11 protein-coding genes are annotated in these 12174 nt (G+C 70.1%); 6 read left to right on the forward strand and 5 right to left on the reverse strand.

Going from position 1 to position 12174, the window contains the following annotated elements; translation table 11 throughout:
- Window positions 1-30 precede the first annotated feature (30 nt).
- From ACTWQH_RS04590 to ACTWQH_RS04600, 3 genes are all read left to right on the forward strand, one after another.
- On the forward strand, window positions 31-5241 hold the full coding sequence (locus tag ACTWQH_RS04590) for a caspase family protein (protein WP_443285006.1): 5211 nt from the start codon (window positions 31-33) through the stop codon (window positions 5239-5241).
- A complete protein-coding gene (locus ACTWQH_RS04595; RefSeq protein ID WP_443285007.1) occupies window positions 5241-6104 on the forward strand; it encodes a hypothetical protein in 864 nt (287 codons plus the stop codon). The genes ACTWQH_RS04590 and ACTWQH_RS04595 overlap by 1 nt, the downstream gene beginning before the upstream one ends.
- A 71-nt stretch (window positions 6105-6175) precedes the next feature.
- Window positions 6176-6652: a hypothetical protein gene (locus ACTWQH_RS04600; protein WP_443285008.1), complete on the forward strand. Its 477-nt coding sequence runs from the start codon at window positions 6176-6178 to the stop codon at window positions 6650-6652.
- 484 nt (window positions 6653-7136) lie between these two features.
- Here ACTWQH_RS04600 and sigJ read toward each other — a convergent pair whose 3' ends face one another.
- Window positions 7137-8090, reverse strand: a complete 954-nt coding sequence (gene sigJ / locus ACTWQH_RS04605) for an RNA polymerase sigma factor SigJ (RefSeq protein WP_443285009.1) — start codon at window positions 8088-8090, stop codon at window positions 7137-7139.
- A gap of 5 nt (window positions 8091-8095) precedes the next feature.
- Window positions 8096-9094 carry an NAD-dependent epimerase/dehydratase family protein gene (locus ACTWQH_RS04610; RefSeq protein ID WP_443285010.1) on the reverse strand — a complete coding sequence of 333 codons (999 nt, stop codon included), beginning with the start codon at window positions 9092-9094 and terminating at the stop codon, window positions 8096-8098.
- Window positions 9095-9357: 263 nt separating this feature from the next.
- Here ACTWQH_RS04610 and ACTWQH_RS04615 point away from each other — a divergent pair, with 263 nt between their 5' ends.
- Window positions 9358-9726, forward strand: coding sequence for a hypothetical protein (locus tag ACTWQH_RS04615; protein WP_443285011.1), 369 nt, complete (start codon window positions 9358-9360; stop codon window positions 9724-9726).
- Window positions 9727-9786: 60 nt separating this feature from the next.
- Here the strand turns inward: ACTWQH_RS04615 and ACTWQH_RS04620 are convergent, their stop codons facing one another.
- On the reverse strand, window positions 9787-10032 hold the full coding sequence (locus ACTWQH_RS04620) for a DUF7848 domain-containing protein (protein WP_443285012.1): 246 nt from the start codon (window positions 10030-10032) through the stop codon (window positions 9787-9789).
- The gene (locus ACTWQH_RS04625; RefSeq protein WP_443285013.1) at window positions 10029-10292 is read right to left on the reverse strand and encodes a hypothetical protein; all 264 of its coding nucleotides are present in this window, start codon (window positions 10290-10292) and stop codon (window positions 10029-10031) included. Before ACTWQH_RS04625 ends, ACTWQH_RS04620 begins: the two co-directional genes overlap by 4 nt.
- Window positions 10293-10415: 123 nt before the next feature.
- On the opposite strand from ACTWQH_RS04625, the gene ACTWQH_RS04630 reads away from it, so the two are divergent.
- The gene (locus ACTWQH_RS04630) at window positions 10416-11366 is read left to right on the forward strand and encodes a helix-turn-helix domain-containing protein (RefSeq protein WP_443285014.1); all 951 of its coding nucleotides are present in this window, start codon (window positions 10416-10418) and stop codon (window positions 11364-11366) included.
- On the forward strand, window positions 11323-11445 hold the full coding sequence (locus tag ACTWQH_RS04635) for a DUF397 domain-containing protein (RefSeq protein ID WP_443285015.1): 123 nt from the start codon (window positions 11323-11325) through the stop codon (window positions 11443-11445). Before ACTWQH_RS04630 ends, ACTWQH_RS04635 begins: the two co-directional genes overlap by 44 nt.
- Before the next feature lie 62 nt (window positions 11446-11507).
- Here the strand turns inward: ACTWQH_RS04635 and ACTWQH_RS04640 are convergent, their stop codons facing one another.
- Window positions 11508-12167 (reverse strand): hypothetical protein, encoded by a 660-nt coding sequence (locus ACTWQH_RS04640; RefSeq protein WP_443285016.1) that lies wholly within the window; start codon window positions 12165-12167, stop codon window positions 11508-11510.
- Window positions 12168-12174: the final 7 nt, after the last annotated feature.

The following is a 12174-nucleotide window of genomic DNA, read 5'->3' on the forward strand; positions in this document are numbered from 1 at the left end:
CGCACTTACCGGAACAGGTGGTGGGGGTACGTGGGACGCCGGTTCTTTCTGGCGCTGGGCAGCGGTCGGTACCGCAACCTTCCGGATGAGGATCAGCTGGACGGCGTGTCCACCGACATAGCCGGGATGACCGAGCTCTTCGAGCCCTTCGGCTACCGGCGCGTCCTTCCCGGGCTCGGCGAGTACGACGGGGCCGAGCAGGTCCGGCAGAAGCTCAGCCACTGGTCGAAGGACGCGAGGCTGACCCCCGACGACGTCGTCGTGCTGTACTTCGCCGGCCACGGGGTGGTCGAGGAGCGCGACCGCCACTACCTGCTCTGCTGGGACTCCCACGACGACGATCTCGCGGCCACCGCCCTGGCCACCGAGGACCTCGTGCGCATCCTGTGCCGGGGCGACCTCCGCCAGCTGCTGCTCATCCTGGACACCTGCTCCGGCGGCGCCGGGGGCGCCGAGGCGGCCGCGGTCGCCCTCCAGACCCTCGCCTACCGGCACAGCGGAGACAACGTCTCCACCAGCCTCTACTTCCTCGCCTCCGCGCGCCGCAAGGACGTCGCCCAGGACGGGGCGTTCGCCGGCGCCCTGCGCGCCGCCATCCAGACCACGACGGAACGCACCGGCCAGCGTCAGCGCTACCTGGACCTCACCGAACTGGTCAAGGCCGTCAACGAACGCTTCGAGGAGGAGAGCCACGGCCAGCGCGCGGAGCTGGCCTGCGGCCTGGTCACCGGCCTGGCCCCGTTCCTGCCCAACGCCGGCTTCCGCGAGGACCTGCCCCCGGTCGGGACCGACCTGGAGATCCAGCGCCGCGTGACCGACCGCGACCTGACCGAGCACTTCGGCCCGCGCTCGCGCGGCGTCGAGTTCGAGTCCGAGCAGGGCCTGTACTTCAGCGGGCGCGTGCGCGTGCTCTCGGAGCTGGTCTCCTGGCTCACGGCGTCCGACGGCGACGGCAAGGGCCGCATCGTCACCGGCAGCCCCGGGTGCGGCAAGTCCGCGGTCCTCGGCAGGATCGTCGCGCTCTCCGACCCGGTGTACCGGACGCGGATCGACCTCACCGGCGTGGACCCCGCGACCGTCGTCCCGGAGGGGTGCGTGACGGCGGCCGTCCACGTGCGCCACAAACGCCTGGAGGAGGTCGTCGCCAGGATCGCCGCCGCCCTCGGCTCGGAGGCCGACGGCACGGCGGCCCTGCTCCAGGACCTCACGCGGCGCGGCCGGCAGGGGCGCGTCGCCATCGTCGTCGACGCCCTGGACGAGGCCGGCTCGGACACGGCCGCGGACTCCGGCGGCCACGGCGAGCCGCGCCGCATCGCTCGCGAGCTGCTGCGCCCCATGTCCGAGATCCCGGGCGTGCGGCTCCTGGTGGGCACGCGCCGCGAACTCGTCGGCAGCCTGGGCCCGACGCTGACCGTGCTCGACCTTGACCACCGGGACTATCGCGCTGGCGAGGAGGACGTCGCGGGCTACGTCACCAAGGTGCTGCTGGCGACGGAGGAGCCGGAGGTGCCCACCCCGTACCGGGGGCACCTCGCGCTGGCGCGAACGGTTGCCGAGGGCGTGGCGGCACGAGCGGCGGGCGTGTACCTGTATGCCAGGACGACGGCCCGCACGCTGCGCTCGGACGAGTCCCCCGTCGATGTCGCGCGGGCGGGCTGGGCCGACGCACTGCCGAGCGAGGTCGGGGGCGCCTTCGACGACTACCTCGCGCGTTTTGGTCCCGACGAGCAGCGCGTGCGCAGGATGCTGCTGGCGCTGGCGTTTTCCGAGGGCAAGGGCCTGCCCCGGGGCCGGGTCTGGACGACCCTCAGCTCGTCCATCTCCGGCGTCGAGTGCACCGAGAGCGACATCGCGTGGGTGCTCGATGTCGCGAAGGCGTACATCGCGGAGGTGACGGACAGCGACAGGCGCTCCGCCTATCGCCTCTACCACAAGGCGCTCGCCGAGCATCTGCGGGCGAGCGCGCACCAGCCCGCGGCGGAGATCCAGAGTTTGATCGTGGATGCACTGGTATCCATGGCCCCGCGACACGAGGAGGCGCGCAATGCCACCCGCGACTGGCTGGCGGCCCCTCCCTACGTACGCCAGCACCTGGCCACCCACGCCGAGGCGGCCCACCGGCTGACGGAGCTCATGGGCGACCCCGGGTTCCTGCTGGCCAGCGAACCGCTCGCGCTGCTGCGGGCGTTGGGCTCGGTCGAAGGCGACGAGCACCGCCGCGTCCGCAGCGCGTACGAACAGGTGGCGCACCGGCTCACGGGGGACCATGCGCTGAGCAGCCGGGCCGCCGACCTCCAACTCTCGGCACGACGGTGCGGGGCCGACGAACTGGCCGACCGCGTGAACGAACTGGGGGTTGACCTGCCGTGGACGGCGCGGTGGGCGTGGTGGTCAACGAGCGGCACGCATCGGCTGCTCAGCGGCCACACGAGGCCCGTGGAGTGCGTGGCGGTGGGCGACCTGGACGGGCGGCCGATCGCTGTGACGGGCGGTTGGGACGAGACCGTGCGTGTCTGGGACCTGACCACCCAGCGGCAGATCGGCGAGCCGCTGAAGGTCGGGACCGTCGTCATGGCGGTGGCCATCGGGGAGGTGGACGACTACACCGTCGCGCTCACGGGCGGCGTGGACGGCGTGGTGCGGGTGTGGGACCTCTCGGCGGGGCACGAGCTCGGCGCCGCCCTGGAGGGACACACCAGCCAGATCGAGGACCTGGCGACGGGCGTCATCGACGGCCGTCCCGTGGTCCTCTCGGCGAGCGGCGACGGCACGGCCCGCCTGTGGGACCTGCGGGAACGCCGCCAGCTCGGCGTCCCTCTGGCGGCCCACAGGCGCACGGTAGCTGCCTGTGCCCTGGGAACGATCGACGGGCTTCACATCGCTATCACCGGCGGTGAGGACAAGCGCGCCTATGTGTGGGATGTCGGGGGCCTGTTCGACGGTCGCGGAGTGCTTGCGAGAGGGCCGCTCACGGGCCACGCGGACGGGATCACGGCGGTCGCCATCGGTGACAGCGATGGGCGGGCCGTTGCCCTGCTGGGCGATGACGCCGGAATGCTCAGCCTCTGGGACCTGAGCACCCGGCAGCAAATCGGTGAGCCCGTGATCGCACACGTCACTCCGTATGCGGAGGGCGTGACGGCGGCGGCCATCGGTACCTTCGAGGGGAGGCCCATCGCGCTGACGAGCGGCAAGGTGGACACCCGGCTCTGGGATCTGCGCTCGCTCCGGCAGCTTGACCACCCCCTTCAGGGGCACGTACGGAACATCACGGGGAGCGCGCTCGTCGAGAGGCCCGATGGGACGATGGCGGTCACCGCCAGCGATGACTACACCGCGCGCGTGTGGGACCTGTCGGCGGACCAGCCTGCTGCGGGGCACACGCGCCGCGTCGTCTCGGTGGCGTACGCGCTCGTCAAGGGCCGCGACATGCTGCTGACCGGGAGTGAGGACGGTACGGCCCGAACCTGGGATCTTCGCACCCGCGCCCAGATCGGGCCGCCGATGGAAGCGCACACGGGCGGAGTGGTCTCCGTGGCGCTCGGTCAGCTGCAGGAGGCAGCGGTGGCCGTCACGGGAGGATCGGACGGCGAGATCCTGGCGTGGGATCCGCTGAACGGGACACCGCTCGGCTCGCCCCTCAAGGGCCACACCAACACCGTGTCCTGCCTGGCACTCGGCCCGCTCGGGAGCCGGACGGTCGTCGTCAGCGGCAGCGAGGACGGCACGGTCCGCCTGTGGGACCTGGACACCTACGAGCCCGTGATGGAGCCGCTGACCGGTCATCTGGGCTCCATCGACCACATGGCGGTACGCCAGGCGGGTCCGGATCTGGAGATCATCCTCGCCACCACCTTCGACCACGCCTACCTCTGGCGGGTGAGCGCCGGCACGGACGGCCCACGTGCGCGACGCCGACACCACCTCGACCTGGAAGACGTCCATGACGATGCGAAGCCGATCGGAGCCGACTTCCTCGACGGCAGCCCCATCGTTATGGCGCGCCGCTCGGACAACACGATTCATCTCCTGGACGTCGCGACGGCACAGTCGGCTGGGGTCATCGCCCCCGGCAAACACACGTCGACCATCGAGTCCTGCTCGGTGGCCCGTGTCGCGGGGGAGGCCGTCGTGGCCACGATGGGCGTTGACGGCATGGTGGGGATCTGGAGCGTCGACAAGGGGAAGACGCTGACAGAACGCCAGACCCGTCCCGGCCTGGTTGCCTCCTGGACCGGCGCATTCGTCCACGGCCGCGTGAATGGAAGGAATGTCGGCATCGTCGGCCATACCACCGAGGTCCGCCTCTGGGATCTGTCCACCATGGAGCCGATCGGCGAGCCGCTCTGCGGCGAAACCCGGGGAGTCGTGGGAGTGGCGATCATCCCCTCGCCGGAGGGAGATCTCGCCGTCACGGCAACGGCCGACGGCACCGTCCGCTCCCATCAGCTGACGGACGGCCGCCAAACCGGCCCGCACCTCGTGTGGCCGCCCAACTCCACCTCTCTGACCTGCTGCACGAAGGGATCGGGAGACAAGATCGCGGTGAAGGGCAGCTGGGCTGTCGTCGAGGCCATCAACCTGTGGACGCGTCAACGCATCGCGCGGCATTACGGACGCTGGGTCCAGGTCGGCGCTCACACCGTGAACGGTCGGGTCTTGATGGTCGCCACCACGGACGATCGTGAGTTGCACGCCTGGGATCTCGATGATGCCAAGGGCATGCTGTTTCAGGTCGCGACCGGTCACGGCTCCGCCATCGTCGGCCTCGCCTTCGGCGGTGGGGTGGGCAAGGAGCTGGCCGCGACCGCGTCGCTCGACGGCACGATTCGACTGTGGGATCTCGCCACCGGCGAGTTCTGTGCTCAGTGGTCTTCGGACCAGATCAGGGTGTGGGCGCTGGACTTCGGCAGGATCGACGGACGCGATGTCCTGTTCTTCGGCGATGACGAGGGAGAGCTCCATTTCTGGGACATCGGCGGCGACACGAACGTGGGCCCGAGCCTGGAGCCCCTTCCGGGCAGCGTCAGGCGGGTCCGGCTGGCCGATGTCGCCGGCCGTCCGATGGCGTTCGCGGCCGATGGCCGTGAGCTGCTGCGGATCTGGGACCTGTCGGCCGCCGGGCGCTTCTCCGATGTCAACGTCGGCAGCGCGATCAACGACCTGAGCGTCACCGCGAGCGGAGACCTGTGCGTGGCGACGGACAAGGGCGTCCTTGCCCTGCGGCTGGGGCAGGTGTGATGCCCGCCGTCGTTCTCGTCCACGGCATAGCGCAGGAACTCAAGGGTCCCGAGACGCTGCTGGATCACTGGTATCCGGCCCTCGCCGACGGCCTCGCCCTGGACGGCGGCGCCGTGCGCGTGGCCCGCCACGACGTGGCGATGGCGTTCTACGGAGACGTCTTCCGCCCGCCCGGACATCGCGCGATCGGCGTTCCCGAGCTGACCGCCGAGGACATCACGGATCCGGTGGAGCGCGACCTGCTGCTCGCCTGGTGGGAGCACGCCGCCGAGCAGGAGCCCGCCGTGCCCGGTCCGCGCGACCGCACACGGCTGCGGACCCCGCACCTCGCGCAGCGCGCGCTCAACGCCCTCAGCCACTCCGCCTTCTTCGCCGGGCTCAGCGAACGCCTGATGATCGCGAGCCTCCGCCAGGTCCGCCGCTACCTCACCGAGCCGGCGACCCGCGAGGCCGTGCGGGAACGCCTCGCCGCGCTCGTCACCGACGACACCCGCGTCATCGTCGCCCACTCCCTCGGCACCGTGGTCGCCTACGAGACCCTGAGCGCCCACCCCGAGTGGCGGGACACCGCGCTCGTCACCCTGGGCTCCCCGCTCGCCATCCCCAACATCGTCTTCGACCGCCTGATCCCCGCACCGGCGGACGGCCGGGCCCGGTGGCCCGGCAGCGTCACCCACTGGACGAACATCGCCGATCGTGGCGACGTCGTCGCCCTGATCAAGACGCTGGCGCCCCACTTCGGGCCGCCGGACGTGAGGGACGTCCTCGTCCACAACGGTGCGAAGGCGCACGACGTCCGGCCGTACCTCACGGCGCGGGAGACCGGAGGGGCTATCGCCGCTGGCCTTCGCCATGGCATCTGACGCGGGCACGGGTGTCCCCGGCTCGTTGCGGGATGTGTCCTCCCGGCGACCCCTGGAGTACTGTTGAGGTCATGAGTGCATCGCTCGCAGACCTGCCGTTCACCGAGTTCATCCAGCGGCCCACGGCCGCCACCGGGCAGCTGGCCTCGGTCCGGGCGCTGCGGCTCCGCCGTCGCGATGCCGAGGACCTGGTGGTCATGCCGGCGGAGCGGGCGGAGCGAGAGAGCGAGGTCGTCGACTTCACGGCCCGGCTGCTCGTGTCTCTCCTCCACCACGAGGGCGGCGCGGCCCTGGTGCGCTCCGTCCTGCCGGAAGTCCTGCCGTGGGTGCGTTTCCTGCCACCCGATGACGTCGGCATACTCGCCAGCGAGCTCACCGAGACGGCAGCCGCGTCCGCGTCTCTGGGGAACACCGCGCCTGTCGCCCAGCTCCTGATCGAATGGCGGCACACGGCAGAGGTCCATGCCGACCCTGAGCTACGCGAGCGACTGGCTCACCCGAGCGGCGACGACTACGGTCCGGCTCTGCCCCCGGAGGCCAGCGAGTGACGCCCAAGCGCGGAGAGCGTGCGGCCCCACCTCCGCTGCCGAACGAGTACGACATCCGTTTCGACAACAGCGAGAGCGCCAAGGGCTGGGAGGAACTCAGCCGTTCGGTTCCCGAGAACCTGCGCAAGGCATTCGACGCCATCCGCCTCCAGCCACGCCCCAGTCCGGCCACGTCCCGCCATCACCGACTCCGAGGGAGCTACGGTCGGGTCCTCAGGCGAGGCTCGGCAGTGGAGCAGTGGCAGTACGAAGTCACCGCCGGTGGACGGATCTGGTACGTGATCGACGACGCCACTCGCACTGTCTGGATCACCTACGCCAGCCCTCGGCACCCTCGAGCCACTGACGTGTGAGCCATCTCGAGGGGGGAGACCACCGCAGCCAGCCCGCCCGATGGCGACCAGCTTGGGCCCGGGGGCGAGGTCACCGAGGTGAACTCGCCCCTGGCACGTGGCCCCACGACGTTCGCGGGCGCGACCGTCGGTCAGGGGTTGCCACGGGAGCGGCGTTGTGCGAGCAGCCGGGGGCCGAGGTCGCTGACCTGGTCGAGGTGCCGGAGCTTGTCGGGGTTGACGATGGAGTGGATGCTCTGGATCCGGCCATCGTCGGCGATGCCGAGTCCCGTGACCTCGACGAGTCGGCCCTCCGCGTCGTACGCCATCGCGCCGGGCTGGCCGTTGACCTCGGTGAGGCGGATGCGGATGCCGAGGCGTGCGAATGCGGCGATTTTGGCCAGCACGGTGCGTGTCACGTGCTCCCGGCCGTTGACCGGTTGGCGCCGTGCCGGGACGTTGCCGCCGCCGTCGACGTGCAGCGCCACGTCCTGGGCCAGCAGCTCTTCGAGCGCGCTCATGTCGCCTTGTTCGGAGGCGCTGAAGAAGCGCTGGGCCAGCTCCTCGCGTTGTCGCCGCGTGGCGTGGTAGCGGTGCCGATGCCGGTGCTTCTGGACATGGCTGCGGGCTCGGGCCACCAGGTGCCGCGTGCTGTCCACGTCGGTGCCGATGACCTCGGCGACCTCCGCATACGGATAGTCGAACACCTCGCGCAGCAGGAAGGCGGCCCGCTGGTGCGGTGTCAGGCTCTCCAGCAGCACCAGGAACGCCAGCGACAGCGAGTCGGCCCGCTCGGCGAGCTCGGCCGGCGTCGGGCCGGTGACCAGCGGTTCCGGCAGCCACTCACCGACGTAACTCTCCCGCCGCACCCGGGCCGAGCGGAGCTGGTCGATGGCCAGCCGGGTGACGAGGGTGGCGATGTACGCCCGTGGCGAGGCGATCGGCTCGTCGTCCTTCCGCAGGGTCTGGTGCAGCCGCAGGAACGCCTCCTGCACCACGTCCTCGGCTTCGCTGACGCTTCCGAGCATCTGGTAGGCGATGGCGAACGCCCGCGGGCGCAGCTCGCCGTACAGATCAGAGGTGGAAGAGGTGGAAGAAGTGGACATGCGAGTCAGCTCAATCCGTCGATGAAACCCATGCGCCAGCTCGGGTAGCGTGGCGTCCAGCCCAGTTCGCGCTTGGCCTTCTCGGAGGAGATACCGGGAGCCCGCGTCATCATGTCCACCGTGCCCTTGCCGCCCAGCAGGCCGGCGATCCAGGCCGGCACGCGGCGCGGCGGCTTGGCGCCGAGCGCCCGGGCCAGCTCCGGCAGCCAGACGTGCACCGCTGCCGGGTCGTCGTCGGCGGCGTGGTAGATCCCGGGCTTGCCGCGTTCGATCGCCGCGACCGTGAGCGACGCCGCATCGGTGATGTGCACCATCGACCACACCCCGGCGCCGCTGCCGACGATCGGGAACCTGCGCTTGCGGATCATCTGGGTCATGACGGCGCCCGGCGCGGCCTCGATACCGGTCCCCGGTCCGTAGAAGCCGCCGTAGCGAATAGCGATGCCCTCGGCCCAGGTCATGCCGGTCATCGCGTCCTCCACATGGCGCAACGCGGCCACCGTCCCCGCCATGTCGGCGGGTGGGTTCGGCTCGAGCCGGCCGTCCTCGCCGACGACCGGCCCGCTGGAGCGGTCCATCCACAGCGCGTTGCTCTGCGCCACGAACTTGCGGACGCCGACGGCGCGGCCGGCGGCCAGCAGGTGGTCGGTGCCCTCGGTTCGCAGCCGGTTGGTGGCGGCCACCATACGCTTCATGCTGCGCATCTTCATCGGCCCGCCGATCGCGGTGAGCTGGTGGACGATCACCTCAGGCTCGGCCTTGGCCACCGCGTCGGCCACCGAGTCCGGGTCGAGCGCGTCGACGACCACCGGCTCGGCGCCGAGCGCGCGCAGCGCGCCGGTCTTGGCCGCCGAGCGGGTCGTGCCGACGACCTCGTGGCCGCGTGCCACGAGTTGGGTGGTGAGGTGGCCGCCGATCGCGCCGGATGCTCCGGCAAGGAAGATCTTCATGACGTCTCCGTTCGTCGTGCTCACAGACAAAGACGAGACGCCCCGGCCCTCCATGATCGGCTGTGGTCCAGTTCACAGAGCGGAGCGAAGCCTCCGTGGCGCGCCGGCCGCCCTGGTCGGACGTGAATAGTTTAGGGCCATATTAATGATGCATCGAGCGGCTCGCCGCTGAGTATATCCGGACATCGGTGAAAGCGTATTCGATACTTCGGGCAGATGTCGATCGCGGCGTTTTTCTCCATTTTCTCGCGGAAATTCAGTTACACGTTCTGTCGGCTTGGCAGGACGCTTCCACGAGAAATGTGAGGAGTCGCAAGATGTTCAAGCGGCTGAGAACGCTCGCCACCCCGGTGCTGCTCGCCGGGCTGCTCGCCGTCCCCCTGGCCGACACCGCGCAAGCGCAGCCTGGTGCTGGTGCTCCTGCCAGCGTGACGTTGTGCAGCGAGCCTTACCTCCTGGGCTACTTCTGGGGCTCGTGCGTGCAAGTCCAGGCACCCTCGCAGCCGGGCACTAAGAAGGTCGCATCATTCACCGCGCAGTCGGCGAAGAACCCCACCAGGTACAAAGTCAGGTTGTACACAAACAGCAATTGTGAGGGCCCTAACCCGGTGGCCCTTGCCTCGGGGGCAGAGAAGCGGTCTTTCCCCAAGAAGACGGTGACGTGCGTCAAGTTTAGTTTGTCCTGAGCGGCAGGGGCAGCGGGATGGCCACTGGCGTCCCGCTGCCCTGACATGCCGCCCTCCAGGTCACCGCACCGGCCCCTGCATCCACGCCCGCCACGGGCGGGTGATGATCTCGCGGTACGTGTGGTGGGAAGGGTGGCGCGCCGCGTGCTGGAAGGTCCACTGACTCGCCGAGTCGAACTCGGCCGACGACGGGGACGTGCACAGGCAGACCGCGCACTGCATCACGAACGTCACCGGCTCCGCGTCCGGCTCGCGGTCCGGCTCCAGGACCCACCGCATGAAGCGGAGCACGCTGCGCACGGTCACCGCAGCCCCTCCTTGATCAGGCGGTTGCGCACGCTCAGCTCGTTCGCCTCGCGCACGGCCGCCCGCAGGTCGCGCGGCGGCGGTACCCGGCGTACGACCTCCAGCAAACGCCGGGCGGTGGGCGGACAGCACGAGCCGAGGTCGATGGCGTCGGGGTCGGCGTCGGCGTCGGCCGCGGAGATGTTCAGCTCGACGCCGTGCCGGGAGAGCGCCGTGCGCAGCTCGGCGCTCAGCCGCTGGGTCTCGGATGTTACTGCCATCAGCCGTAATCACCTTCTGAGGTCATTTCCTTGCGTTAGGTGAGCGAGCATCTCTGAACGCGCCTACGCTGCGCCAGTGGTGAACGCATTACCGCCCCGGCGGTAGAGGAGGGAAGTGAGCCCATGGCCAAGGAACTTGATCCCCGGGACACAATGGCCGCGCTGTACGGCACGCGACTGCGCAAGCGTCGTCTCGAGGAGGGCTGGACCCAGCGCTTCCTCGGCGCGAAGGTGAACGTCGTCGCCGCCCGCATCAACCAGCTGGAGCGGGCGACGGGCGCCAAGCCGACGGTGGAGCTGTCCTGCGCGCTGGACCAGGTGCTGAACCTGGACAACCTGCTGACGGACCTCACGCCGCATGTGCGGCGTGAGGCGTACCCCAACTTCGTGCAGGCGTACATGGGCAGGGAGTCGAAGGCCCGGGTGATCCGGGCGTATCAAACGCAGTTGGTCCATGGTCTGCTCCAGACCGAGGACTACGCCAGGTCGCTGCTGCGTCTGGGCGTCACCCTCAGGGACGAGGAACACCTGGAAGAACGGCTCGCCGCCCGCATGGAACGCCAGCCCCGGCTCGAGGACCCCGAGTTGAAGGCGTTCGAGATGGTGCTGGACGAGGCAGCTCTCGTTCGATCCGTGGCGAAGCCCAGCGTCATGCGTGAGCAGTTCTCGCGGCTACTTGAGGCTGCGGAGAGCCCGAAGATCACAATTCAGGTGCTGCCGTTCGCCTCCGGCGGGCACCCGTCCATGGAGTGCTCGCTGATGATGCTTGACATGCCGGACGGCACGGAGGCGGCCTACCAGGAGGGGGACGGATTCGGGCGTCTCACCGAGGAGACGGACGAGGTGAGGGCGTACGCGAGGGCATACGATCAGATCCGGGCGCAGGCGCTGCCGGAGCACCTGTCGCTCGACCTGATTCGTTCCGTCGTGGAAGGCCGTTACGGTGCAGCACATCTCCCGAGCCAGGCTCGCCGCCGCCAGTTGGCGGCGAAGCACCTACAGCAGCACGGAGGGCGGCGCCTGCCTCGAAGTGGCCGACGGCTTCCCCGGCGTCGTCCCCGTCAGGGACTCTAAGCGGCCGGACGGCCCGCACCTCACCGTCCCCGCCGCCGCCTGGGCGGCGTTCCTCGGCGACATCAAGGCCGTCCGCTGAGCGTCGCTGCCCAGGGCGGTGATGGGACACATGCCGCGAACACTGATCGGAGCGGCGGCCGGTCAGGAGGCGTACGGCCACATCAGCAGTGCCGTCGCGAGGGCGAAGAGCGCGGCGAGGGCGGTGACGGCGTAGCAGACGACGATGATGGTGGTCGGGACCTTGGTCCAGCCCATGCGTTCGGTGGCGACCGGGTTGACGTAGCCGCGTGGGTCGACGGAGACCTCGAAGCGCGCGCCCCTGGCTACGGCCTCGGTGGGGCCGCGCTCCACCCAGCCCAGGTCCTCGCCGGTGGCGTCGTCGACGACGCGGTACTTGGTCCCCCTCCGCCACTCATCCGTCCCATCCGTCCACTGCGCGGACTCGGTCTCGGTGACGACGGCCGTGGTCCGCTCGCCCTCGTAGTGGTGGTAGAGCTGCGGCCCGGCCACGCCCGCTGTGATGGCGGCGACGATGAACGCGAGGACGCCGATGCCGATGAGGGTCCGGAGCGCGGCCCCGATCGGATCCGCGTCGCCGCCGGTGGCGTTCACCCTGCGCATGTACGGCTCCACTAGGCGCGTGGTGAAGAACAGGATGACGAAGAGCAGCACGCCGCCGGCCATCCACCATCCCCACGCACCCACGAACACGCCGCCGAGCACGACTAGCGCCACCGGCCAGCACAGCAGAAGCGCGGTCACGCCCACGCACAGCAGCGAGTAGAGGAAGAGGGTCCGCACCCCACCG

Source organism: Streptomyces sp. 6N223, assembly GCF_052246635.1.
Lineage (GTDB): Bacteria > Actinomycetota > Actinomycetes > Streptomycetales > Streptomycetaceae > Streptomyces.